Annotated in this window: 19 protein-coding genes, 6 tRNA genes, 1 pseudogene and 3 riboswitches; of the genes and pseudogenes, 16 read left to right on the top strand and 10 right to left on the bottom strand. The window is 37.7% G+C overall.

The window, feature by feature from the left end:
* Window positions 1-8: 8 nt before the first annotated feature.
* From JNUCC52_RS12500 to JNUCC52_RS12470, 7 genes are all read left to right on the top strand, one after another.
* Window positions 9-101: transfer RNA gene (locus JNUCC52_RS12500), tRNA-Ser, on the top strand.
* Window positions 102-113: 12 nt separating this feature from the next.
* A tRNA-Phe gene (locus tag JNUCC52_RS12495) sits at window positions 114-189 on the top strand.
* A 3-nt stretch (window positions 190-192) separates the two neighbouring features.
* A tRNA-Gly gene (locus JNUCC52_RS12490) sits at window positions 193-266 on the top strand.
* Between the two features lie 4 nt (window positions 267-270).
* Window positions 271-344, top strand: a tRNA-Ile gene (locus JNUCC52_RS12485).
* Between the two features lie 12 nt (window positions 345-356).
* Window positions 357-433: transfer RNA gene (locus JNUCC52_RS12480), tRNA-Asn, on the top strand.
* 1 nt (window position 434) lies between these two features.
* A tRNA-Glu gene (locus JNUCC52_RS12475) sits at window positions 435-506 on the top strand.
* 220 nt (window positions 507-726) lie between these two features.
* On the top strand, window positions 727-1,773 hold the full coding sequence (locus JNUCC52_RS12470; RefSeq protein ID WP_173478832.1) for a nitric oxide synthase oxygenase: 1,047 nt from the start codon (window positions 727-729) through the stop codon (window positions 1,771-1,773).
* 41 nt (window positions 1,774-1,814) lie between these two features.
* Here the strand turns inward: JNUCC52_RS12470 and JNUCC52_RS12465 are convergent, their stop codons facing one another.
* A complete protein-coding gene (locus JNUCC52_RS12465; RefSeq protein WP_337980080.1) occupies window positions 1,815-3,020 on the bottom strand; it encodes a CynX/NimT family MFS transporter in 1,206 nt (401 codons plus the stop codon).
* Window positions 3,021-3,198: 178 nt separating this feature from the next.
* Window positions 3,199-3,374, top strand: a riboswitch (Lysine riboswitch).
* An 84-nt stretch (window positions 3,375-3,458) separates the two neighbouring features.
* On the opposite strand from JNUCC52_RS12465, the gene JNUCC52_RS12460 reads away from it, so the two are divergent.
* Both JNUCC52_RS12460 and JNUCC52_RS12455 read left to right on the top strand, forming a co-directional pair.
* Window positions 3,459-4,922 carry an amino acid permease gene (locus JNUCC52_RS12460; RefSeq protein WP_173478830.1) on the top strand — a complete coding sequence of 488 codons (1,464 nt, stop codon included), beginning with the start codon at window positions 3,459-3,461 and terminating at the stop codon, window positions 4,920-4,922.
* Between the two features lie 41 nt (window positions 4,923-4,963).
* Window positions 4,964-5,209, top strand: a pseudogene (locus tag JNUCC52_RS12455) (ABC transporter permease); the annotation flags it as partial.
* 80 nt (window positions 5,210-5,289) lie between these two features.
* On the opposite strand, the gene JNUCC52_RS12450 reads toward JNUCC52_RS12455, so the two are convergent.
* On the bottom strand, window positions 5,290-6,669 hold the full coding sequence (locus tag JNUCC52_RS12450) for a purine-cytosine permease family protein (RefSeq protein ID WP_173478829.1): 1,380 nt from the start codon (window positions 6,667-6,669) through the stop codon (window positions 5,290-5,292).
* A gap of 52 nt (window positions 6,670-6,721) precedes the next feature.
* Window positions 6,722-7,840: a class II histone deacetylase gene (locus JNUCC52_RS12445; protein WP_337980079.1), complete on the bottom strand. Its 1,119-nt coding sequence runs from the start codon at window positions 7,838-7,840 to the stop codon at window positions 6,722-6,724.
* Window positions 7,841-8,165: 325 nt separating this feature from the next.
* Between JNUCC52_RS12445 and JNUCC52_RS12440 the strand changes: the two genes are divergently transcribed.
* The 3 genes from JNUCC52_RS12440 to JNUCC52_RS12430 all read left to right on the top strand — a co-directional run bounded on the left by JNUCC52_RS12440 (window position 8,166) and on the right by JNUCC52_RS12430 (window position 9,628).
* Window positions 8,166-8,753, top strand: a complete 588-nt coding sequence (locus JNUCC52_RS12440; protein WP_337980078.1) for a TetR/AcrR family transcriptional regulator — start codon at window positions 8,166-8,168, stop codon at window positions 8,751-8,753.
* A gap of 211 nt (window positions 8,754-8,964) precedes the next feature.
* Entirely contained in the window at window positions 8,965-9,312 is a 348-nt protein-coding gene (locus tag JNUCC52_RS12435) for a DMT family transporter (protein WP_139859689.1), read from the top strand.
* A 1-nt stretch (window position 9,313) separates the two neighbouring features.
* Entirely contained in the window at window positions 9,314-9,628 is a 315-nt protein-coding gene (locus JNUCC52_RS12430) for a DMT family transporter (RefSeq protein ID WP_139859690.1), read from the top strand.
* Between the two features lie 122 nt (window positions 9,629-9,750).
* Here JNUCC52_RS12430 and JNUCC52_RS12425 read toward each other — a convergent pair whose 3' ends face one another.
* On the bottom strand, window positions 9,751-11,016 hold the full coding sequence (locus JNUCC52_RS12425) for an Nramp family divalent metal transporter (protein ID WP_139859692.1): 1,266 nt from the start codon (window positions 11,014-11,016) through the stop codon (window positions 9,751-9,753).
* A gap of 323 nt (window positions 11,017-11,339) precedes the next feature.
* Window positions 11,340-11,486: riboswitch (cyclic di-AMP (ydaO/yuaA leader) on the top strand.
* Window positions 11,487-11,664: 178 nt separating this feature from the next.
* Here JNUCC52_RS12425 and JNUCC52_RS12420 point away from each other — a divergent pair.
* The 3 genes from JNUCC52_RS12420 to JNUCC52_RS12410 all read left to right on the top strand — a co-directional run bounded on the left by JNUCC52_RS12420 (window position 11,665) and on the right by JNUCC52_RS12410 (window position 15,817).
* Window positions 11,665-13,488 (top strand): APC family permease, encoded by a 1,824-nt coding sequence (locus JNUCC52_RS12420; RefSeq protein WP_337980077.1) that lies wholly within the window; start codon window positions 11,665-11,667, stop codon window positions 13,486-13,488.
* Between the two features lie 217 nt (window positions 13,489-13,705).
* A riboswitch (purine riboswitch) is annotated at window positions 13,706-13,807 on the top strand.
* A 133-nt stretch (window positions 13,808-13,940) separates the two neighbouring features.
* Window positions 13,941-14,525, top strand: coding sequence for a xanthine phosphoribosyltransferase (locus JNUCC52_RS12415; RefSeq protein WP_173478827.1), 585 nt, complete (start codon window positions 13,941-13,943; stop codon window positions 14,523-14,525).
* The gene (locus JNUCC52_RS12410; protein WP_173478826.1) at window positions 14,525-15,817 is read left to right on the top strand and encodes a nucleobase:cation symporter-2 family protein; all 1,293 of its coding nucleotides are present in this window, start codon (window positions 14,525-14,527) and stop codon (window positions 15,815-15,817) included. The genes JNUCC52_RS12415 and JNUCC52_RS12410 overlap by 1 nt, the downstream gene beginning before the upstream one ends.
* Window positions 15,818-16,161: 344 nt before the next feature.
* Here JNUCC52_RS12410 and JNUCC52_RS12405 read toward each other — a convergent pair whose 3' ends face one another.
* From JNUCC52_RS12405 to JNUCC52_RS12380, 6 genes are all read right to left on the bottom strand, one after another.
* Window positions 16,162-17,139 carry a DUF2268 domain-containing putative Zn-dependent protease gene (locus JNUCC52_RS12405; RefSeq protein ID WP_337980076.1) on the bottom strand — a complete coding sequence of 326 codons (978 nt, stop codon included), beginning with the start codon at window positions 17,137-17,139 and terminating at the stop codon, window positions 16,162-16,164.
* A gap of 262 nt (window positions 17,140-17,401) precedes the next feature.
* Window positions 17,402-18,220, bottom strand: coding sequence for an ABC transporter ATP-binding protein (locus JNUCC52_RS12400; protein ID WP_173478825.1), 819 nt, complete (start codon window positions 18,218-18,220; stop codon window positions 17,402-17,404).
* A 1-nt stretch (window position 18,221) separates the two neighbouring features.
* The gene (locus JNUCC52_RS12395; RefSeq protein WP_337980075.1) at window positions 18,222-19,253 is read right to left on the bottom strand and encodes a FecCD family ABC transporter permease; all 1,032 of its coding nucleotides are present in this window, start codon (window positions 19,251-19,253) and stop codon (window positions 18,222-18,224) included.
* Window positions 19,250-20,245 carry a FecCD family ABC transporter permease gene (locus JNUCC52_RS12390; protein ID WP_370635733.1) on the bottom strand — a complete coding sequence of 332 codons (996 nt, stop codon included), beginning with the start codon at window positions 20,243-20,245 and terminating at the stop codon, window positions 19,250-19,252. Before JNUCC52_RS12390 ends, JNUCC52_RS12395 begins: the two co-directional genes overlap by 4 nt.
* A 37-nt stretch (window positions 20,246-20,282) precedes the next feature.
* A complete protein-coding gene (locus JNUCC52_RS12385; RefSeq protein WP_337980074.1) occupies window positions 20,283-21,347 on the bottom strand; it encodes an iron-siderophore ABC transporter substrate-binding protein in 1,065 nt (354 codons plus the stop codon).
* A 421-nt stretch (window positions 21,348-21,768) separates the two neighbouring features.
* Complete coding sequence (locus tag JNUCC52_RS12380) at window positions 21,769-23,151, bottom strand: aminotransferase-like domain-containing protein (protein WP_337980073.1); 1,383 nt, start codon at window positions 23,149-23,151, stop codon at window positions 21,769-21,771.
* Between the two features lie 126 nt (window positions 23,152-23,277).
* Between JNUCC52_RS12380 and JNUCC52_RS12375 the strand changes: the two genes are divergently transcribed.
* On the top strand, window positions 23,278-24,177 hold the full coding sequence (locus tag JNUCC52_RS12375; protein ID WP_337980072.1) for a DMT family transporter: 900 nt from the start codon (window positions 23,278-23,280) through the stop codon (window positions 24,175-24,177).
* Window positions 24,178-24,182 lie beyond the last annotated feature (5 nt).

Genomic DNA, 24,182 nt, shown 5'->3' with positions numbered 1-24,182 from the left:
TTATTTCCGGAGGTATACCCAAGTCTGGCTGAAGGGATCGGTCTTGAAAACCGACAGGCGGGTAACACCGCGCGGGGGTTCGAATCCCTCTACCTCCTCCATTTTCTTTTTTCGGGTCAGTAGCTCAGTTGGTAGAGCATTAGATTGAAGCTCTAAGTGTCGGCGGTTCGATTCCGTCCTGACCCACCATATGCGGGTGTAGTTTAATGGTAAAACCTCAGCCTTCCAAGCTGATGTCGTGAGTTCGATTCTCATCACCCGCTCCAAAGAGGGCCTATAGCTCAGCTGGTTAGAGCGCACGCCTGATAAGCGTGAGGTCGATGGTTCGAGTCCATTTAGGCCCATTAAAAAATTATTCCGAAGTAGCTCAGTTGGTAGTAGCACCTGACTGTTAATCAGGTTGTCGCAGGTTCGAGTCCTGCCTTCGGAGCCATGGCCCCTTGGTCAAGCGGTTAAGACACCGCCCTTTCACGGCGGTAACACGGGTTCGAATCCCGTAGGGGTCATCTAGTAAAGCATGTAGCATATTGTTGCTACATGCTTTTTCTTTGTAATTTTTTAAGCTATTCATTTAGTTTTTATAAAATTTTGATGGAGAATTTTTGACTATTGATTTAAATTTGAACAAAGTATTTCATATATAAAAGATGTATGTTTTCTAATGAATTTTTTCATGGAGAATTTATTTCTATTCATCTAATATGAGGGTAGATGGAGGAAAACGACATGAAACTACAAGAGATACAACGTTTTTTAACACTTTATCAAATGGAGCAAAATGAGTCTGCACAATGGCTAACAAATAGATTACAGCAAGTTGAAAATGAAGGACAATATATTCCTTCAACAGAGGAGCTTACTTTTGGTGCACGAGTAGCTTGGCGTAATAGTAATAAATGTATCGGGAGATTATTTTGGCAGTCACTTCATGTTGAGGATGCCCGTGATGTTTTAGATGAGCAAGGGATATTTGAGAAGTTGTTATGTCATATTCAATATGCGACAAATGGTGGTAAAATTCGGCCAACAATAACGGTATTTGCATCTGGTAGAGTAAAGATTTGGAATCATCAGTTGATCCGTTATGCAGGCTATGAGACGGAAGCTGGCATTGTTGGTGACCCACATTCTGTACCATTTACAAAAGTATGTGAATCGCTAGGCTGGCAGGGCGAGGGCACAGCATTTGATGTATTACCACTCGTTATCCAGGTGGATGACCGTCAACCACAATTGTTTTCAATACCACGTGAAGATGTACTAGAAGTTGTAATTCGCCATCCTGAGCACCCACAAGTGGAGGAACTAGCGTTGAAATGGTATGCGGTGCCGATTATTTCAAGCATGCGTTTTCAAATGGCTGGAATCGACTTTCAAGCGGCTCCTTTCAATGGTTGGTATATGGGGACAGAAATTGGGGCACGTAATTTAGCTGATACTGATCGTTATAATATGTTGCCGAAAATCGCTGAAATTTTTGGGCTCGATACGACTAAGCAAGCATCGCTTTGGCGTGATCGCTCATTAGTTGAATTAAATATTGCTGTACTGTTTTCCTTTAAAGAAGATGGTGTAAGTATAGTCGATCATCATACTGCTGCACAGCAATTTAAGTTATTTGAAGAAGCTGAGCAGAAGGCAGGTCGCGACTTAACAGGCAATTGGACTTGGTTGATTCCCCCATTATCACCTGCAACAACGCATATTTTCCATAAGCCTTATGTCAATGTTTATAATACACCGAATTTCTTTTATCAAAAACCGCCTTATTAAAAATGTAAAAAAGCAGCTCATAGTAGGATGAGCTGCTTTTTTTAATTTATATATTCGTTTCTAGAAGCTCTAAATGAGCAGAAGAATAGTAATACTGCAACGACAACGAATAGACAGCCAGCGATGTTCCAACCGCCAAATAAATCATGTAGGTAACCAAATAAAATAGGGCCAACTGCGGCTAATAAATAGCCTAATGATTGTGCAAAGCCCGATAAATCAGCTGCTTCAAATGCCGTACGAGTACGAAGAGTAAAGAACATCATTGCAAGTGAAAATGAAGCGCCACCTGCTAATCCTAGCAATATCATCCACAATACAGCGAGATTAGTCCATTCCATGACAAGGCCAGTAAAGCCGACAACATAAAAAGCAGTAAACATCAAAACGAGAGGTCGTTGTGATGTCATTTTACTAGCGATAATCGGTACAGCTAGAGCCATAGGTACTTGGGAAATTTGCATGATTGAAAACATCCAACCTGCACGATCTGCTGCTATTCCTTGGGCAATATAGATTTCAGGAATCCAAGCTGCAGTTGTATAAAATAATAACGATTGTAAACCCATTGCGCCAGTGACTGCCCAAGTAACTGGTGATTTCCACAGTGGTATACGAGTTTTCGTAGTAGCTACAGTTGGTTCAGGCTTATTAAATTTTAATTGAGGAATCCAAATTAAGATAGTCACGACGACAAGAGCTATAGCGATGGCAAGTGCACCTTGCCAGCCAAGAGATGCATTGGCTATAGGATAACTAATACCAGCGCCAATACCAGCCGTTAAGTTCATGGACATTGTGAAGAATGCCATTAGTAAACCAACATGATAAGGGAATTTTAATTTAAGTAACCCTGGGATGAGGACGTTACCAAATGAAATAGCTACACCTATTATCATTGTACCGAATACGAGTAACCCTGTTGTTCCAAGTGAGCGCAGTACAATCCCAAGTGCTAATAAAATGGTTGATAGAAAAAGAGTTAGTTCTAGTCCTAGTTTTCTTGCAACGATTGGGGCAATAGGTGACACTAGTGCGAATGCAAGCAATGGAATTGTTGTTAGAAAGCCTGCAAGTACGTTAGATATACCGAGATCCTCACGAATGAAGGAAATAATTGGTCCTACAACCGTTAATGGCATACGTAATGTCGAAGCAAGAAAAATTACACCGATAACTAATAAGAGCGTTGTGCCCTTCCAGTTAATCTTTCTGCTAGGATAAGTAGATTCTTCGTTAGTTGTCAAAATAAGTACCTCCCTGATAGAACAGTTATAATTCGAACCACTATAACACTTTATCACATTAATAAAAATAGTAGAATATTCATAAAATACAGAACATTAATCGTTTTATTGAAATGTCTTAGGTCGTATGTTAAACTAAGACACATCATAAATTTAATAATTATATGCCTCATGTTTGTATTGAGGTAGAGGTCGCGGTATTTATAAGTAAGCTAGTGGAGATGACAAGCATTGAAGATGTTAGCTGAAAGGAAATATTGCCGAAGTGTGAGGGGACTTGAAAACCTCATGCTGGGGCTGTCTCCGAAAGGAACAGAACTGTCACGTTGGACAACGTGTTGTGCTATCATTTTGAAGAAACAGAGGATTTACTTAGCCATCACAACGTTCATGTGATGGCATTTTTATTGCCTCTTATAAAAGGAAGGAAGCTTTAACGTGAGTGAAATAAAAGTTAATCAGCTCGGTCATAAAGCACCAGAGTTGAAAAAAGAATTAAAAAGCCGCCATATAACAATGATTTCGTTAGGTGGTACTATCGGAACTGGGCTATTTCTAGCCAGTGGTGGTGCTATAGCACAGGCTGGACCAGGTGGTGCACTTCTTGCTTATGCATTAATCGGCATTATGGTGTACTTTTTAATGACAAGCTTGGGTGAAATGGCAGCTTATATGCCGTCATCAGGTTCATTTAGTACGTATGCAACAAAATTTGTAGATCCAGCGCTTGGCTTTGCACTTGGCTGGAACTACTGGTATAACTGGGCGATTACAATTGCCGCTGAAATTGCAGCAGTTTCTCTTATAATGAAGTACTGGTTCCCAGACAGCTCTTCGGCACTATGGACAGTCATATTTATTGCGATCGTACTAACATTCAATTTACTTTCTGTAAAAAGCTATGGTGAAAGTGAATATTGGTTTGCCATGATAAAAGTTGCGACTGTTATTGTTTTCATTATCGTCAGTCTATTGATGATTTTTGGTATTTTAGGAGGACAAGCACCAGTCGGCTTTACGAATTTCTTTATAAGTGATGGTCCATTCCATGGTGGCTTCCTTGCTACATTCGGCATATTTCTAGCAGCAGGCTTCTCGTTCCAAGGGACAGAGCTATTAGGAATCACTGCTGGGGAAACTGATGATCCTGGTAAAAATATTCCGAAAGCGGTTAAGTCAGTCTTTTGGCGAATTATTTTATTTTACATTTTAGCCATTGCAGCAATTGGGATGTTAATTCCATTTACAGATGCTCGTTTATTATCTGAAGATATTGCTGTTTCACCATTCACACTAGTGTTTGACCGCTTAGGTATTGCCTTTGCTGCATCATTAATGAATGCCATTATATTAACAGCGATGTTGTCTGCAGGTAATTCGGGGTTATATGCATCATCACGTATGTTATGGCAATTAGCAGTAGATGGACACGCACCTAAAATTTTCGCAAAGCTTAGCCGTCGCGGAATTCCGATTTACGCATTACTGCTAACATTAGCAGTCGGTTGCCTAGCATTTTTAGCATCATTCTTTGGTGATGGCGTTGTCTATATGTGGCTTTTAAACGCTTCGGGGATGTCAGGCTTCATTGCATGGCTTGGTATTGCATTTAGTCATTATCGCTTCCGTAGAGCGTATGAAGCGCAAGGCTTAGACCTAAAATTACTACCATATAAAGCAAAGCTGTATCCATTCGGACCACTCTTTGCATTTACATTGTGTATGATTGTTGTAATTGGTCAAAATTATACAGCTTTCACAGGTGATTCGGTTGACTGGTATGGCGTCCTTGTTTCTTATATCGGGATACCACTGTTTATCGCCTTGTGGTTGGGCTATAAAATAAAACATAAAACGAAAATGATTCCACTGCAACAGTGTGATTTAAAAGTAGAGAAATAGAAATGAAAGCTGTCCTATTAATTAGAGGGCAGCTTTTTCGCATTCCTTCCGTATTAATGAATGCTGTAGCGGCATCCAGTATGGCACTAATTCCATTGTATTTTGGTATGAAAAAATACTCCGTACCAACAACAATACTGTCCTCTCTGTTGATCGTGATGGTTGTTTCTTCAAATACGGGTGCATTTTCATTGAATGATATTATCGTAATCCCGATAACATTAGCAATTATAGGGATAGTCATTGCCTATTTAGCAATCCGCAACATCGAAAAGGTAGATGCTTAATAACATAAGTAAAGCCCCTGTATGAAATTACTATACAGGGGCTTTAAAAAGGCCTGGGGAAGCCTGGCGAACCATATTTATTAATTATTCTCAGGCACACTAGCCGTTGGATAAACATCAACAGAAAGCTTGGCAGGTGCCGTTAATTTAGAAAAGCTAATATATAATAGGAAAGAAACCGCACCACCGACAAGCCATGCAATATCCAATCCATTTAGCATTTTTGCAATAGGACCTACATATAACTCCGTATTAATAAACGGAATTTGAATAAAGATAGTTAACAAGTAAATAATCATTGTAGGTATATTAATTTTTCCGAAAATGCCATCCTTCTTGTTGAACTCATCTGGAGGGTAATGTACTCTCTTTAAAATATAAAAATCAGTTAATGTAATCATACTCCAAGGGATAATAAAGAATAAAATAAACCCTAAGTATAATTGGAAATTAGCCATAAAATTGCTTGAGCTCCAAGTTGCAATAATGGCAATAATAATACCAATTGCGATGGAAGTAATTGTCCGTAGTCTCGCAGATGTTTTAAACGTTAAAAAGTTACTTGCAATCGATAATATAATAATGCCTGCTCCATAAATATTTAAGGAGTTAATAACGAGGACACCAAGAGATAATAATAGTGCAATAATGAAACCTAATGAGCCCATATCTTTAATTTGCGCCATAACATTACCATTCACAACCATAGTGGCAATGGCTGCACCTAAAACCATTAACCAAACTGAACTAGCAAAGCTTCCAAGGTAACTATAAGTAAATACCTTTTTAGATTGTGAAGGATGGATAAATCTTGAATGGTCAGATACATATGGACCATATGTAATCTGCCATGTTACACAAATGGAAGTCATTAATAAAAACTGGCTGAAAGAAAAATTACCAGCATTTAAAAGCTCCATTGAAACATTCGTTAAAATCATAATCGACAAAATAATAAATACTACTGTAAAGCCAATTGTATAGATTTTCATCGACTTTTGAAGTAAGCCTTGTCCAAAAATAGCTAGTAATACCATTGGAATTAGACTTACAATAACGGTTACGTTCATATTAAGACCAAGTGTTTCCTGCATACCTTGTCCAACTAGAACGGTATTTGTAGCTCCGTAGCCTAAATACATGATTAGAATGATTAACATTGGCAATATAGCTCCGAAGTAGCCAAATTGTGCTCTACTTTGTACTACTTGCGGTAAACCTGCTTTAGGACCAGTGGCAGAATGGAGTGCCATAATTGCAGCTCCTATGCCGTGTCCTAATAGGATAGCAACAAGTGACCACCAAAAATTCAACCCTAATACGATAGCTAGAGATCCTGTTACAAGTGTTGTTGAAACGGTACTTGCGGCAAACCATGTAAAAAATAGCTCTTTGGCAGTGCCATTACGCTGTTCTAAAGGAATATGTTCATAACTAATTTCCTCGATAGAATTGCTCATAGATACCCTCCCTCTTAATAATTATTTTTAATATAATAATAGTGTTTACAATTTAAACAGTAACTTTTAATGATGGCCAATAAGCTGATTGGATTGAAATAACCTCATTGATTGCTTTCTTTTCTACTTCGTTTACAAAATCGGGATATCCTTGTGAATCTTGGAATGGATCCTCTACATCACTTTTCACGCCACATAATTCTTCAATAATGCGCAATGTACAAAATGGAACGTAAGCGTTACTGTAACCACCTTCATGACAGAAGACGATTTTTCCATCCGTATGCTTATTAGCTAAGTTCATCATAATTTTTGTTAACTCTGCAAAGCCTTCAGCAGTCATGTTCATGCGTCCAAGTGGATCAAACATGCCTGGATCTTGACCAGCAGAAATAATAATAAGCTCAGGTTTATAATCGTTGACAATAGGTTCCACAATGGACTTAAATGCTTCAATATAGCCTGCATTTCCTGTGCCTGGAGGAAGTGGAATGTTGACGTTAAATCCTTTTCCGTCAGCTTCACCTACGTTCTCTGCATAACCCGTATTATTCGGGAAACTTAAATGCTGATGTACTGAGAAGAATAAAACACCATCTGTATCATAGAAAGCACTTTCTGTTCCATTACCATGGTGAACATCCCAATCTAACACCATAACTCGTTCTAAATTATATTTTTGCTTTGCGTATTTGGCAGCAATCGCAACGTTATTGAAAATACAGAAGCCGATGCCTTTTGCAGCCTCTGCATGATGGCCAGGTGGGCGAGTTAATGCATAAACATTATCGACTTCACCATTCATCACAACATCAACTGCTTTTAAAGCACCACCAGTTGACAGTAAAGCAATTTCATAAGAACCTCTACCAACAATGGCGTGATCTCCTGCGTCTCCGCCAGTTGTATCGCTTAAATGTTTCACTTTATCTACATATTCTTTTGTATGGAACATTTCAATTTCCTCACGTGTAGCAGGACGTGGCTCAATTTGTTCTAATTTTTTCATTAGACCACAACGGTTAAGTAAATTATTAATACGTCTCTTTGTTGAAGGATGTTCGACAAACACATCTGTTTCTAAGTAACCACCCGAAGGTAAATATAATGTTCCGCTACCGTTGTCGTGCCAGAAATAACTTTCGTCAAAAATATAACCTGTTTTCATCATCAATTCCGCCCCTTTGATTAAAAAATAATACCGATTTGCACCTTGTAACACACCCCTTGTCAAGGTGGAAAATGGTACTTACCGTTATGAAAATACTAGCTGAGGGAGATTTTTTCTTAAAATGAATTTCAGTCATCTTCCTTGGGATAAAATTTAAATGAATCTCGTTCATTTGTCAAACTAATTTTTTAAAATTACCAAAATTAAATAAATTTTTCAGGCCCATTATAGGAAATTATTCCTTTTCGTTAAAAGAAAGAGGTTGAATTCTATTTTTGTTTAGATTACAATTTTTAAAAATTCATGATTTTTTAGGGGGCGCATAATGGATAAGGAAAAACGTATCGTAACCTCTGCTATTCAATTGTTTAAAGAACAAGGTATCGACAAAATAAAAATTGCTGATATTGTAAAAAGGGCTGGTATCGCACAAGGAACTTTTTATTTGTATTTCCCTTCAAAAATGTCCTTAATGCCCGCCATAGCTAAAGTAATGGTCGACAATATATTTGAGGCAATTCAAAAAAACGTGGATGAGCAAGCACCACTAATTGAAAAATTTAATCAATTAATAGATACAATATTTATGATGACGAGAGAGCATAAGGAACTTGTAGCCATTATTTATGCTGGATTGTCAGCTTCTGATTATTTAAAGGACTGGGTAAATGCGTATACACCTTACTATAATTGGCTAAGAAATGAGTTGGACAAAGCAAAGGCGAAAGGTGAAATTTTAATAGCCATTGATTCTTATGCTACGTCAAAGATGGTATTTGGATTAATAGAGGCTGCTGCAGAGCGAGCTTATTTATTTGATTCAAAAGAAGAAGTGCTAATCGATGAGGATAAAAGAGATTTATTAGAATTTATTTGTAATGCGTTAGTCGTAAACAAAGCTGTTATAAAATAAGCAAACAGAGATGAAACATATTACAGTGAATTTTTGATATATAATTGGCAAACCATATACGCTCTTATTTGTAGTATTACGTTGCTATAAAAAGGGAAATACATGTCTTTAGATCCGAATTAAAAAGCGGATTTTTACTAAATTTTCTAGGTGGTTCTTGGTGCAGTAAAAATGAATGAAGTTCAGTCATTATTATTTTGGAGGTTTTTTTATGGGAAAAGCTTGGCTGTATGTAGGGTTAACTAGTTTTTTTGAATTAATTTGGATTTATGGCTTCAATGTGGCTGCTCATTGGTGGGAGTGGCTATTAATCGTTATATTTATTGGGCTTGATTTGCACTTTTTATCAAAGGCATGCGAGAAATTACCAACTGGAACAGTGTATGCAATATTTGCAGCAATTGGCACAATGGGAACGACCTTGATGGATGTATTAATATTCAATCAAGTAGTCAGTATCGGTAAGCTTCTCTTTATTTTTATATTAATTGTAGGTGTTATTGGTTTAAAAGTTGCTGACTCTGTTGAAGAACATAAACGTGCAAAAGAGGTGATATAGTATGGGATGGCTTTTTGTTTTTTTAGCTGCATCGAGTGAGCTTGTATCTGTTATTGGACTGAAAAAATATAGTACAAAAAAGGGATTTATCAGCATGGTGCTCTATGTAGGAGGATTTGCTGCGTCACTTACCTTTTTATATAAATCATTTGAATTTTTACAAACGAGTACGGCTTATGCGGTATGGATAGGCATTGGAACGGCAGGAGCGGTCTTAATCAATATGATGTTTTTTGGTGAATCAAAAAGTAAAGGCCGCTTAGCAAGTGTATGCTGTATCATCATTGGTGTCGTAGGGTTAAAGGCACTTTCTTAAAAGCGAGAGTCTAAGACAAAGAGAAAAAGTGATAGATTGACTGCCGTCAATCTATCACTTTTTTGCTATGCCGTGGATGTTCGCTACGGTGAGTGTAATTGTATGAGTGCCTGGCACCCATCCTAAGCAAATAGTGTTTCCCATAATAAGTAAATATTTAACGTAACTACTATTACAACGACAAACCACCCAAGTATAGTTGTGATACGGTGATTGACTAGGCTACCCATAATGTCCTTTTTACTTGTAAACATCACAAGCGGGATAAGCGCAAAAGCAATACCGAATGACAGGATTACTTGACTTAAAACAAGCGCATAAGTGGCATTGACACCCGCTGCAATAATAGCCAAAGGTGGAATCATTGTAATTGCTCTACGTAAATATAGAGGGATTTTTCGTTGTATGAAGCCTTGCATAACAACGTCGCCTGCTAATGTACCAACAGAAGAGCTTGCAAGCCCTGCAATGAGTAATCCAAGTCCGAAAGATACTGCCGCCATCGGTCCAAGAGCCTCTCGTAATCCGTTATAGGCGATATCTAAATCTTCAACTACTAGGCCTTGCGTATGGAACACTGCTGCTGCAATGATTAGCATACTCATGTTAATCGCACCAGCAATAATCATTGCAATCACAATATCGATAAACTCAAAGCGGAAAATACGTCGTTTTTCATTATCATTGCGACCAACGACACGACTTTGTGTTAAAGAAGAGTGCAAATAGATTGCGTGGGGCATAACGGTTGCCCCTAAAATACCTGTTGCAAGTAACAGTGAATCGACACCGTCAAATTGTGGTGTCAGCATGCCTATTGTTACATCACCCCAATTTGGTTGAGCTAAAAATGTCTGGAACGCAAATGCTAACACAACAATTAGCACCATTCCTGAAATACCTGCTTCAAATGCTCTAAAGCCTCTGCGCTGTAGCTCTAAAATTGCAAATGAACCAATTGCTGTAATAAGTGCGGCAGGTAGCATCGGAATATCAAATAATAAGTATAGACCGAGGGCAGCCCCGATAAATTCAGCTAGGTCTGTAGCAATAATTACAAGTTCAGCCTGTATCCATAAAAATATAGAAGTTTTTTTAGAAAAATTCTCCCTTGCTACTTCTGGTAAGTTTTTTCCGGTAGCTATACCGAGTTTCGCTGATAAAGACTGAATCAGCACAGCCATTAAATTTGAAAAGGCAATAACCCAAAGTAGTAAATAACCATACTGCGAGCCAGCCGTAATATTTGTGGCAAAGTTGCCGGGATCTATATAGGCAACCGCTGCAATAAATGCTGGACCGAGAAAGGGTAAAATACGCCGCCAGCCTTTTATGTCTCCATCTAAAACAGCTTCTGCTGCTGGTTTTGTCATCTGTTTATAGGCCATCTTGTTCCCTCGTTTCAAAAAGTATCGTAAATGAAATAAAGTTTCCTATAGGAAAATAATAATACTACTATTCTATAGCTAGAACTTAAAAATGTGAAGAAGTTTGCTCATTATTTTTTTTGTGAATTTTGAAAATCGCCGATAAGGCCAGCGAAATCGCCTGTAAAACAGCGAAAATCGCCGATAAACCATGCCGAATCGCCGATAAACCACTGATATAAGCTTGTCCATGAGGATATAAAAAAATTTACGAAAAAGTGGGCAATATCTTCTTTACTTTTTTTATTTCCAGGCGTAATATGACATCATTATAAAAGTTTCAAATTTCTAAATCGCTGAAGCAATTAAACGCGGGGGACCCAATTTTGATGGATTGTGTAAACAATTCTTGGGGTGAATCTCTTTTTGAAGAGTAGGGCTACTCAGGCCCGAATCCGACAGCTAACCTCGTAAGCGTTAAGAGCAGAAAAGTTGGAGCTTGTCAGACGTTAGAGCGTCTACAAGTCGTATTTAGTGATGACTTGTAGACGTTTTTTTGATGGCATTCTATACAAAAAAGCCCCAGTAGATAGAAAGAGACCGATTATGCGAAGGTGTAATCGATTTAGAAATGCGAAACACACTCTATGAATCTAGAAGGTGTAAAGGATGAAAAATTCATTCAAACGTTATGTTATCGGTAAACCATTGAAATCCGATGCATTGGGGGAACAAAAGCTAAGTAAAACAAAAGCATTGGCTATATTATCATCTGATGCTTTATCATCAGTAGCATACGGTCCAGAGCAAATTTTAATTGTACTCATGACTGTTAGTACGGTTGCCTTTTGGTATTCGTTACCGATTGCAGCAGGGGTAGTGGTGCTGCTTGTAGCACTCACTTTATCGTATCGACAAGTTATTTTCGCTTATCCACACGGTGGTGGGGCATATGTCGTGTCCCGAGAAAATTTAGGTGTGAATGCAGGACTTGTAGCGGGTGGTTCATTACTCGTTGATTATATTTTAACTGTGGCAGTTAGTGTATCGGCAGGGACAGATGCTATTACTTCAGCATTCCCAAGTTTACATGCCTATAACGTTCCAATTGCTGTGTTTTTTGTTATTTGTTTAACGATATTAAATTTACGTGGGGTTACTGAATCAGCTTCTATTTTAGCGTATCCAGTTTATTTATTTGTCGTTGTCATGTTATTGCTTATCGGCATGGGGATCTATAATGTAGCAACGGGGCAAGTGCCAGCAGATTTACACCCTAAAATTGGGACGCCTGTTGCGGGCATCAGTTTGTTTTTATTATTAAAGGCATTTGCCTCAGGAAGCTCAGCATTAACAGGTGTAGAGGCAATATCAAATGCCATTCCAAATTTCAAAAGTCCTGCACCCGTTAATGCAGCGAAAACGCTATTAGCGATGGGGAGTATTTTAGCAGTACTGTTTATTGGGATTGTCAGTCTAGCTTATTTCTACGGAGTCGCTCCGAATGCCCAAGCAACGGTTGTATCTCAAATTGCTGAAGCGAGTGTTGGACGTAATGTATTTTATTATATTGTGCAAGGAACAACAGCGATGATTTTAGTGCTCGCTGCGAATACAGGTTATTCTGCCTTTCCGTTACTGGCAGTCAATTTATCGAAAGACGGCTTTATTCCAAGAATATTTCAAATTCGTGGCGATCGACTTGGCTATTCCAATGGGATTATGATGCTCGGGCTAGCAGCTATTGTGCTTATTATTTTGTTTGATGGTACAACAGAGCAGTTAATTCCACTCTATGCTGTAGGTGTATTTATACCATTTACATTAGCGCAATCTGGCATGATGCGGAAATGGTGGCGTGAAAAACCTAATGGCTGGGGAGTGAAATTTGTTATCAATACAATAGGGGCAGTTATTTCCTTTGTAGTGGCAATGATGTTTTTTGTCACAAAGCTACCCCAAGTATGGCCTGTATTTATCTTTTTACCGCTTATTATTTGGATGTTCCATCGCATTAAGCATCATTACAATGCAGTGGGGGAACAATTACGACTTAATGGTGAAGCATTACCGAAAGTAGAGGGAAATGTCTTTGTCGTACCTGTTGCGGGAATCACAAAAGTGGTGGAAAATTCACTGCATTATGCACAATCTTTAAATGTTGATAAAATAATTGCCTTTTATGTAGCATTCGATCAAGCAGATGCAAAAGCCTTTGAGGACAAATGGAAGGCGTGGCAGCCAGATGTGCGACTTGTCACTTACTATTCGCCATATCGTAGCATCACGCAGCCTTTGAAAAAGTTTATTGATAAGGTGGAGCATCAATATGCGAAAACTGACTACCAAGTAACAGTTGTTATACCGCAGTTTTTACCGAAGAAAGGTTGGCAGCATATGCTACACAATCAATCGAGTCTATTAATTCGAACATCGCTGTTATTTCACAAAAATGTCGTCATTATGACTGTACCTTTCCATTTATCGAAATAATGACTAGCAAGGTCTAAAATAGTCTGATATAATCAGAGCATTGATTGAAAACACGAACGTTTACGCCAAAAAAATGCGTAAATACCATTAAATTCCGAAAATTCAAACTTTGTTCAGTAGTAGATATAAGCATCTGCCGAATGAAGTGCAGCACCAGCTTATTATGCATATTCATATTGAAATTATAAAAATGGATATTTATAATAAGGAAGTTCGTACAGCTTAATACTATTTCACTCATATAATAGCGAGAATATGGCTCGTAAGTTTCTACCGATTTACCGTAAATAAATCGACTATGGGTAGCATTGTTTTAGAGAATTCATACTTGTGATGATGTTTTCTATTTATTTCGACGTTTATGCGCTGAATGCCTTGCTCCACTCGTAGATGAATGGAATCAAAGTATTTAGCGCTCTTTTTATTATTATAAGAAAGAAGGAAAAATAGCAATGAAGTTATTACACGACAAAATTAAGCAGGAAGGTAAAGTATTATCTTCGTCTGTATTAAAAGTTGACACTTTTTTAAACCACCAAATTGATCCACTACTTATGAAAGAGATTGGACATGAGTTTGCAAATCGCTTCTCTGATGACATTATTACGAAAGTATTAACTATTGAGTCTTCAGGCATTGCGCCATCTGTATTTCTAGGACTTGAAATCGGGGCACCAGTCGTATTTGCACGTAAACGTAAATCTTTAACATTATCAGACAATCTGTATTCTTCAAAAGTACATTCTTTCACAAAAAACGAAACAAATGAAATTTCAGTATCTTGTAATTTTTTAAATAAAGATGACAATATTTTAATCGTTGACGATTTCTTAGCAAATGGTGAAGCGGTAAAAGGCTTACTTGATATTGCAGCACAAGCAGGCGCAAATGTCATTGGTGTCGGCATTGTTATTGAGAAAGGCTTCCAAGATGGCGGTAAATTATTACGTGAGCAAGGTATTCGTGTAGAATCATTAGCAATTGTGGATTCTTTAGAAGACGGTAAAGTAACGTTTGCCACGGAGGATCGTGCATAATGAATGCCTTTAAGTCAACTACGCTAGCTATTCAACATTTACTTGCGATGTATGCAGGTGCTATTTTAGTACCGCTTATTATCGGTGGGGCTTTAGGTTTTGATTCAAAGCAAATGACTTATTTAGTAGCAATTGACATAATGATGTGTGGTATCGCAACATTACTTCAAGTGTATTCAGGCAAATTTATCGGTATCGGTTTACCAGTAGTTCTAGGCTGTACTTTTACAGCAGTTAGTCCAATTATTGCAATTGGGACAAACCCTGAACAAGGCATTACAGATATTTATGGTTCTATCATTGCATCAGGTTTAATTGTAATGGTTATCGCAGGCTTCTTCGGAAAGCTTGTGAAATTTTTCCCACCAGTTGTAACAGGTTCTGTCGTATCAATTATTGGTATTTCTTTATTACCAGTTGCATTAAATAATATGGCGGGTGGCCAAGGTGCAGCAGATTTCGCATCTGGTTCAAATGTTGCTTTAGCTTTTATTACATTAGTCATTATTTTAGTCGTTTATCGCTTTACAACAGGCTTTGCTCGTGCAATTTCAATTTTAATTGGATTAGTTGCAGGGACGGTATTAGGTGGATTTATGGGTAAGGTGGATTTCACGCCCGTTTCAGATGCTGGTGTCTTCCACATGGTGCAGCCATTCTATTTTGGAATGCCGACATTTGATGCAACAGCGATTCTAACAATGACGCTTGTAGCGATGGTTTCTTTAGTAGAATCTTCAGGTGTTTATTTTGCACTTAGCGATATTTGCAATAAAAAACTAGATTCAAAAGATTTAGCACGTGGTTATCGTTCAGAAGGGCTTGCTTCTGTTATCGGTGGTATTTTCAATGCCTTCCCGTACACAACATTCTCGCAAAATGTAGGGCTTACACGTATGTCTGGTGTCAAAGATCGCAAAGTCATTTACCTAACAGGTGCCTTCCTTGTAGCACTTGGCTTCTTACCAAAAATCGCAGCACTAACAACAATCATTCCAACACCTGTACTTGGTGCGGCAATGTTAGCAATGTTCGGTATGGTCATTACACAAGGTATGGGTATGCTTGTACCTGTTATGAATGAATCAGCGGAAAACGCGATGATTGCAGCGATTGCTGTCGGTCTTGGTGTAGGTGTATCAGTTGTTCCAGATATTTTCGCGTCATTACCTCCAGGTGTAGCAATCTTAACGTCTAACGGTATCGTATGTGGTTCGGTAACAGCGATTATCTTAAATATCTTATTTAACATGATTGGGCCAAAGCATAAAAATGACCCGATGCATGGGTAAACATTAAATAAACGTTCATTGAAATTTGATGGATTAAATATTGTCATCTTCTTTATCTATTAACTTAGATTGAGGGGGTGGCATTTTTTATGCTAAATGAGTATGGGCTGTACAATAAATCAGCTATTAGGGTGAGGGAAACTCAGTAAAAACTATGTATATTAAAGGCATAATGCAACCAAGTTCTTTTGGACATTAACCTGAATGAAAGGTTAAAACTAGAAACGCTCAGTGTTACAATCTGAGCGTTTTTGCTTGCTATTTACATAATTTATTTGTTGAATTCAATGCACTTCATTGTTTACTCTTCAAAAATGGGCCCCATTAAACTCGTATACTCGAAGTTATTTGTAGTGTTCCAGGTATTTCCCTTTTTCAAAAATTTCTTGTGCGCTTAATGCTGTCCAATCTTCTGGGGTTTTATCGGGATTCAAGTCAAGGTAGGATTTAACCATCTTGTAGCCTTCACTGTAACCGTAAGCATACGGTAACCCTTTTCCGCCATATAAAATTTCTAATGTGCGATTAAAATCGTATTTATTTAAATCAGGTTCAACTTTAGACCATAATTTCTTGTCGTAAGTTAAAGTCGTTGATGTATAACCGTAGTCTGGGTAAACGGACCTTTTAAACATTTCAGCTTTTCCTTCAAAGACTACATTATCCAAAATAGAAGCCCAGTCATCCTTCCTAAAATATTTTTCTGCCCAAACGCTGTGATGGTATTCATGGGCAACGGTTAACTTTATACTATCATCCATTTCATTTGGATAGGGGAGGATAATTTTCCCTGCGCCAACTGTGAACGGATCCATATAATTTTTAGAGTAAGGGAAGACGCAAACTGCTACATCACTTTGAGACGGTAGGAGGTCTGCGGATTTTAATAGAGATTCTTGAATGATTTGATTGATTTCGATTTTACGAGTGTCCATTTTATCACTTATCACTTGTAAATCTGTTAATCCAGTAGGAGCCGTATTAAGAATGGTTTCTGCCATATGAAAGTATTCTCCATTTTCAAAGCAATCCTTGTAGATGGGTTGAATGATTTCTTTATTATATAGTTCCAAGGTTTCCGAGGTTGAAAGATTCGGATTATCTTTGACCTTTTCAATATACGGAGAAAACAGTTGATTAACATGAATGATTTTGTACTTTTGTTTGGTCTGCGGGTGTTCAAATGCAAACACCATCTCTTTGTAATCTATTTTTTGCTCTTTCTCGGGAATGTTTCTACCTTTTTCAGTTTGTATGCAGGAAGTAAGTATCAATAGTAATAGACATAGAATAAATAAGTTCCCTATTTTAAATTTCAACATTTCCCTCCTCAAAAAAAGTTAATAATTATTTATAATTCCAATTATAAAATATAATACCATGTTTAATAAGGATTTAAGAAAAGCATTTTATGTACTTTTAGCGTGAATTTCCTTTTAAGCCTTTAGAGACAAGACAAGGGAAATTGAACAGGAGTCTTATTCCCGTTCAATTTCCCTTGTCTTGAAGAATTGATGGCGTATACAGCCGCTCAATTCACTGATTGCAATTAGTATAATTGCTGTTCAGTAAGCTTGGCCTTGTTTAAAGAGCTATTTTATCCATTTGGTTGTGGTGTCGTCCAATGGGCACGACTGAAGGCGAATTTGATACAGGATCTTCGATAACCATACAGTCTAGTGCGAATATATCTTTAATTAAAGCATTTGTAATAATGTCAGATGGGGTACCTTCAGCTACTAGCATCCCTTCATGTAGGGCGAAAATATAATCTGCATAACGTGCTGATAAGTTAATATCGTGTAGCACCATGACAATCGTCGTGCCATACTTACGATTTAAATCTGTCAGTAAATCTAAAATTTCTACTTGGTACGTTATGTCTAAATACGTTGTAGGCTCATCTAAAAATAAAATATCCGTTTGCTGCGCTAATGCCATGGCAATCCATACACGCTGTCTTTGACCACCTGATAATTCATCAATATGACGGTCAGCAAATTCCGTAATGTTCATCATTTCCATTGCTTCTGCTACAGCCTCATAATCTTTTTTTGACCACCCTTTTAAAAAACTATGATGAGGGAATCTACCTCTGCCAACTAAATCCGCAACAGTAATTCCCTCTGGAACGATAGGTGATTGTGGTAATAAACCTAGTACTTTAGCAAGCTTTTTCGGAGGCATTTTTTGAATCGGTTGCCCATCTAATGTTACTTGCCCTGAAGTTGGTTTAATTAATCGTGCCATTGTTTTTAATAGCGTAGATTTACCACAACCGTTTGCACCAATAATAATACTAATTTTATTGCTAGGAATCGTTACACTCACATCTTGTAAAATTGTTTTATTTTCGTAACCAGCAGTAATTTGTTCCGCTCGAAATGTATGTGTTGGCTTCATATTATAAATCTCCTTTTCGATTGATACGAATTAATAAATAAATTAAATACGGTGCACCGATAATCCCTGTAATGACGCCAACAGGATATCTGGTATCAAATGCGAACTGACCTATTAAATCTGCGGCTAATACTAAAATAACCCCAACCAAGCCAGCAGGAACGATACTCGAAAAGCCTACACCAACAATTTTCTTGGCAATTGGACCTGCTAGAAATGCAACAAATGCAATCGGACCAGCAGCTGCTGTAGCCAGCGCAATCATTAAAACCGAGCTAAGTAAAAGCACCAATCTCGTTTTGTTCGTATCAACACCAAGTGATGTCGCAGCTTGTTCACCTAGCTCTAATATTTCTAATCTACTAGCAAAATAAATAACAATCGGTGTACAAATACAAACCGTGATGATTAACGGATAAAGGTTCTCCATTTTTGCACCATTTAAACTGCCGCTTAACCAACGCATAGCTGAAGGGATATCGTGCGTATTACCAATGACCATTAAGTAAGAAATAAAAGCATTTAACATTGCCTGAATACCGATACCAATTAAAATTAAACGACCAATTGAGAACGAGCTACTTTTCGACAATAGAAAAATAATGATAGCTGTTAAAAGTCCGCCAATGACAGATGCAATGGATACGAATGCATTGCTTGCATGCAGGACGATAATGCAAAAGACAGCAGCAGCGCTAGATCCAGCAGTAATCCCAATGACGTTAGGATTAGCCAAAGGATTTCGTAACATCGTTTGGAAAACGTATCCGCCAGCACCAAATGCAAAGCCTGCAAATAGTCCGACAATCATTCGTGGTAATCTAATTGTACCTACGGCAAAGGACGCACCTTTGACATCCTCACCTAATAGAACGGCTACAACTTCCTTTAATGGATAAATTGTATTGCCAAGCATAAGCATCAAACCCATAAGTATAAGAGAAATAACTGTTAGCAAACACGTCATCAGTAGGAAACGACGTTTTCGTTTCATTCTAGAGTTATAAATGGAAATTACTGTATCATTCATCATAATGCACGCATTTTCGCTTTCATTGTAATTAAAATTAGTAGGGGAGCTCCAATGAAGGCCGTAACAATACCTACTTCAAGCTCACTCGGACTCCCTAATAGTCTTCCGCATACATCAGCAATCGTTAAAATAATTGCCCCAGCTAGTGCAGAAAGCGGAATAACATAACGCACGTCAGGACCGATAATTAGACGAATTAAATGAGTCGCCAACAATCCGATAAACCCGATTGGTCCTGCTAACGCGGTTGCTACACCGCATAATAAAACGCCACCAAATGAAGCGAAAAGGCGGATTGTCCCAGTTTTTACACCTAAGCCAGTCGCCACTTCATCTCCTAGTGCTAGCGCATTTAATGCAGGTGCAGAGAAGATAGCTATACCAAGACCAATTATTAAAAACGGAATAAACAAGGTGATATTATCCCAACTGCCTGAACCTACACTGCCAACTTGCCAAAATCTAAATTGATCCATAACATTTGTGCGTGGAATCATAACAGCCACTACGAGCGATGATAATATGGCACTTGTAGCAGCTCCTGCTAAGACGAGCTTGATTGGTGTCGCTCCTCCACTACCAAGGGAACCAACAGTAAATACAAAAATAGCGGTAATCATTGCACCCACTATTGCCAGCCAAATATATTGATGTGCAGAACTAATATTGAAAAAGGCAATCCCACATACTACGAATAAAGATGCCCCTGTATTTACGCCTAATATACTTGGATCCGCAATAGGATTACGCGTTACAGACTGCATTAAGGCACCTGAAACACCTAAAGCAGCACCACACATAAAGCAAAAAATCGTTCGAACAATTCTTTGTCGAACAACATTTGCCTCATGAGAAGCAACTTCTGAATGGAATAAACCATCCAGAAGTTGCGTCCAAGTAATCATCCGAGAACCAAATACAAGCGATGCTATTACACTAAGGCAAAGTAATATTGAAAGCAAAATGATAAGCTTACCAAAGTTACGTGGCATCAATACATGCTTATTTTCTGAAACGGATGTATTCATATTATTTCAGCTTTTTCGCAACATCAGAGATTAATGATAAATACTCGTCAATTGTATATTGAATTGATAGAGGGTTTGGGTTACCTGCTGCTGCTAATGGTGTATTATCAGTGATTACTACTACTGAACCGTTTTGGATTGCTGGCACTTTTCCTAAAATTGGGTCAGCTTGTAAAGCAGCTAATGTTTTATCGTCACCATAAGTGATGAAAATTTCAGCATCCTTTAAAGCATCTGCATTTTCAGCACTTAATTCAATATAGAAGCTAGATTTATCGGTAATTTGATCTTGAATACTTTGTGGATATTCCATACCTAATTCCTCTAAAAACTCCCCACGAGGATCTTCTGGTGTATAAATATAAAACTTAGAAAGGTCTGTTGCATTGAACATAGCAAATGCAGCTTTTTTACCTTTTAGTTCTGGTTTTTCACTTGCCTTTGTAGCAATTAACTTTTCTGTATCAGCAATTAATTGTTTACCTTCTTTTTCCATGCCCATACCTTTTGCATTGTATAGGATTTGGTCACGCCATGAGATTACCCAAGGAATTTCTGGGTATGCCACAACGGGTGCGATTTGACTTAATGTATCGTAGTCTTCTTGTGTAATTCCTGAATAAGCAGCTAAAATTACATCTGGATTTGAGTCAGAAATTGCCTCAAAATCTAAGCCATCAGTATCTTGGTATATATTTGGTTTTGTTTCTCCTAATTCTTTTAACTTATCAGCTGTCCATGGTAACATGCCACTATCATCTTGTACGCCATAGTTTGCGGCCGAAAAGCCCACTGGAACAACATCAAGCGCTAATGCGACATCATGGTTTGCCCATGCAATCGTTGCTACACGCTCAGGTTTTTTTTCAATCACAGTTTCCCCAAATGCATGTTTGATAACGATAGGATACTGTGTATCAGAAGTCTCTGAGTCTGATTTTTCTGTTGAATCTTTTGAATCTGTAGACGCAGTGCCAGACTCTTTATCAGCACATCCAGCTAAAGCAAAAGAAAAAACTGCTATTAATAACATTGCAAATAATGAATAAAATCGCTTAGAATTCATGTTAGAATTACACTCCTATTAAGAAAATAATTGATAATGATTATCACTATCGCTTGTAGTATATAACCAATACCTACATATTTCAATAGTTTATTTTTTTTATTCAAAATTTCGAATACTAAGCATTTTTCTTATCCTTGTATTTTAGTAGGTTCTTTGTGAACTGTTGCCTTAAATATTGAATAGGCGATGAGCGGTTTGTAGTGTGATTATGCAGTAAGAAGAAGCAGTTAAAATCTTGAAAATAGAGGCTTTCTTATCAGAAAATAAAAGCAAAAAAACTGCGAAAAAATACGGGTGGTGTGGTGAACCGTGCAGCGCTTCAAGTTCATGCAGGTGCACCTAGCAGGAGGGAATGAATATTGGTATGTGAAAGAGCATAGTCAACCTCCCTGTATATAAAAACAGGGAGGTTCGTTTGTTATACGTTTTGATGTAAAAAGGTTTTTGGTGCTTGGGGATGCTTTCTACTGTTAATTGAATCGATGCAATGAGCCAATCGTTCAATACCGTGTTTTATTTGGCTTTCATGCACTTGAGAAATACATAATCGCAAAATATTATCCTTTTTATATTCAGGTAAAAACATTCTAGAGGCATCATCCACATAGATTTGTTGCTCGTGTAACATATGAACGATTTGTTTAGCAGTTACATTTTTTGGTAAAAAGATAGAGAGATAAAAACCTGAAGTCGGCTTCGAAAAATAAGTATTAGCAGGAAGTAATAAATCACATGCTTCTTGCAGTATTTGCATTTTATTACGATATAGTTCTTTAATTTTTTTGAGATGACTATGAAACATACCATTTTTTAAATAGATTTCTAATGCACCTTGAGATAAGGCAGGGCTATTAAAATCCGAACTAAATTTATAGCGTAAAAAACTGTTAACCATTCGTTCAGGCAGCACGACCGTTGCAATTCTTAAGCCAGGAAGGAAGACTTTTGAAAAGCTCTTAATATAAATTACCCTTCCTGACGGAGCAAAAGAAAACATAGGATCGGCCTTCATGTTTGGGTCAAGGTCGCCTAAAAAATCATCTTCTACGATATAAACATCGTATTTTTCTGCTAATTCCACAATTTTTTTCTTCTCGCTATTTGTATAACAGTGACCAAGCGGATTATGAAATCTTGGTATAACATAAAAGAACTTTATGTCATGATTGCGAAAAATATACTCCAAACGTTCGAGATCAATGCCTTCCATCGTTAAGTCAATACCGAAAGCAGTAACTTGATGTAAAGCAATAGATTCAATTATCCCAAAATAGCTAGGTTGTTCGATTAGAATGTTGCTTCTGCCATTTGGAAAGGGCATCGTAACAAATAAATTTAGCGCTTGCTGTGAGCCTGAAACGACAACTAATCTTTCTGGTTGGGTGAATACCTGTAAACTTTGCAAATAGCTCGCTAGTTGAACGCGTAATGAATACAGCCCTTGCTGATCTGAGTAAGTAAATAGTTCTTCTTTATAATGTTCGATAGCTTGATTCATGCAATGTTGAAAGTCAACGTAGGGCAGTGCATTTATATCGGGACCAGCAGAATAGAAATCAATAAATTTTTGCGCATGCTCATTGGGCTGATATTCATTGACTACATAGTAACCACTTTTAGGAATTGCATAAATCACATGCTGTTGTTCTAATTCTGCATAAGCCCTAATAACCGTATTTTTACTACAAGAAAATTGCTCAGATAAATGTCTAACCGAAGGAAGCTTACAGCCTGCGTAGAGTTTCCCTATTGCCAATTGCCCTTTTACTTCCTCGATGATTTGCATATATTTTGAACTCATCGTTTCATCCCTCCTTATCTGTACCATGACAGATGGATAAAAAAGCTATTTATTTCTTATATGTGTACCTATTAATATTTGATTATACCAGAGGCTGGTACAGATGAAGAAAAGGGGAGTGGCTGCATGCAAGGGGAGAATAGAGGGAAGCTCGGTTTGCTCTTAGGATTAGTAGGTGTAATTTGCTTTAGCTTAACACTTCCATTTACAAGTATTGCTGTAGCTTATTTTGGAGCGACTGTCGTAGGGCTAGGAAGGACTGTTATCGCCGCTATTGTAGTTGCTGTTGTTTTTATATTAAAAAAGCAACAACTTCCTACTCTTCGCCAATTTAAAAGTCTTCTAATTGTTGCTATAGGTGTCGTTTTTGCTTTTCCGCTACTTACATCTTGGGCAATGGATTCCTTGCCCGTATCCCATGGAGCTGTGGAATTAGCTTTATTACCTTTAGCTACAGCGGGATTTGCTATGTTTAGAGCAGGTGAAAAGCCATCTTTAAAATTTTGGATATCGAGTTTAATTGGCTCATTAGCTGTTATTGGATATGCCATTTATCTCGGACTCGGACAATTACAATTTGCCGACTTCGCTTTACTGGCAGCGGTTATTATACTCGGACTTAGTTACGCAGAAGGAGGCCTATTGGCAAAAGAATTAGGAAGCTGGCAAGTGATTGCATGGGCAATAATGATGGGTGCTCCATTTTTTATCGTTCCAGTTGTACTCAATTTTTCAACTGACATGCTTCATGCACCATTACAAGCTTGGTTTAGCTTTATATATCTCGCGATTGTTAGTCAGTTTCTTGCATATGTAGCTTGGTATAGTGGAATGGCGATTGGCGGGATCGCAAGGGTAAGTCAAATTCAATATTTACAGCCGTTTTTAATGATATTATTTGCAACTGTATTTCTAGATGAAACCATTACTTGGTTCACTTTTATGATAGCGGTAATTGTTGTTATTGCTGTTTTAGTAGGAAAAAACGCGCCAGTATCCAAAAGAGGCGAAAGGTTAGACAATTAAAATGA

The organism is Lysinibacillus sp. JNUCC-52 (assembly GCF_015999545.1).
GTDB lineage: Bacteria > Bacillota > Bacilli > Bacillales_A > Planococcaceae > Lysinibacillus.
The sequence above is the reverse complement of the archived record's forward strand: the minus strand, read 5'-3'. Positions and strand labels throughout refer to the sequence as shown.

Coding starts and splice junctions, on each gene's coding strand:
- JNUCC52_RS12470 (WP_173478832.1), top strand. CDS start 727: ATGAAACTACAAGAGATACAACGTTTTTTAACACTTTATCAAATGGAG.
- JNUCC52_RS12450 (WP_173478829.1), bottom strand. CDS start 6,669: ATGAGCAATTCTATCGAGGAAATTAGTTATGAACATATTCCTTTAGAA.
- JNUCC52_RS12445 (WP_337980079.1), bottom strand. CDS start 7,840: ATGATGAAAACAGGTTATATTTTTGACGAAAGTTATTTCTGGCACGAC.
- JNUCC52_RS12440 (WP_337980078.1), top strand. CDS start 8,166: ATGGATAAGGAAAAACGTATCGTAACCTCTGCTATTCAATTGTTTAAA.
- JNUCC52_RS12435 (WP_139859689.1), top strand. CDS start 8,965: ATGGGAAAAGCTTGGCTGTATGTAGGGTTAACTAGTTTTTTTGAATTA.
- JNUCC52_RS12430 (WP_139859690.1), top strand. CDS start 9,314: ATGGGATGGCTTTTTGTTTTTTTAGCTGCATCGAGTGAGCTTGTATCT.
- JNUCC52_RS12425 (WP_139859692.1), bottom strand. CDS start 11,016: ATGGCCTATAAACAGATGACAAAACCAGCAGCAGAAGCTGTTTTAGAT.
- JNUCC52_RS12420 (WP_337980077.1), top strand. CDS start 11,665: ATGAAAAATTCATTCAAACGTTATGTTATCGGTAAACCATTGAAATCC.
- JNUCC52_RS12415 (WP_173478827.1), top strand. CDS start 13,941: ATGAAGTTATTACACGACAAAATTAAGCAGGAAGGTAAAGTATTATCT.
- JNUCC52_RS12410 (WP_173478826.1), top strand. CDS start 14,525: ATGAATGCCTTTAAGTCAACTACGCTAGCTATTCAACATTTACTTGCG.
- JNUCC52_RS12405 (WP_337980076.1), bottom strand. CDS start 17,139: ATGTTGAAATTTAAAATAGGGAACTTATTTATTCTATGTCTATTACTA.
- JNUCC52_RS12400 (WP_173478825.1), bottom strand. CDS start 18,220: ATGAAGCCAACACATACATTTCGAGCGGAACAAATTACTGCTGGTTAC.
- JNUCC52_RS12395 (WP_337980075.1), bottom strand. CDS start 19,253: ATGATGAATGATACAGTAATTTCCATTTATAACTCTAGAATGAAACGA.
- JNUCC52_RS12390 (WP_370635733.1), bottom strand. CDS start 20,245: ATGCCACGTAACTTTGGTAAGCTTATCATTTTGCTTTCAATATTACTT.
- JNUCC52_RS12385 (WP_337980074.1), bottom strand. CDS start 21,347: ATGAATTCTAAGCGATTTTATTCATTATTTGCAATGTTATTAATAGCA.
- JNUCC52_RS12380 (WP_337980073.1), bottom strand. CDS start 23,151: ATGAGTTCAAAATATATGCAAATCATCGAGGAAGTAAAAGGGCAATTG.
- JNUCC52_RS12375 (WP_337980072.1), top strand. CDS start 23,278: ATGCAAGGGGAGAATAGAGGGAAGCTCGGTTTGCTCTTAGGATTAGTA.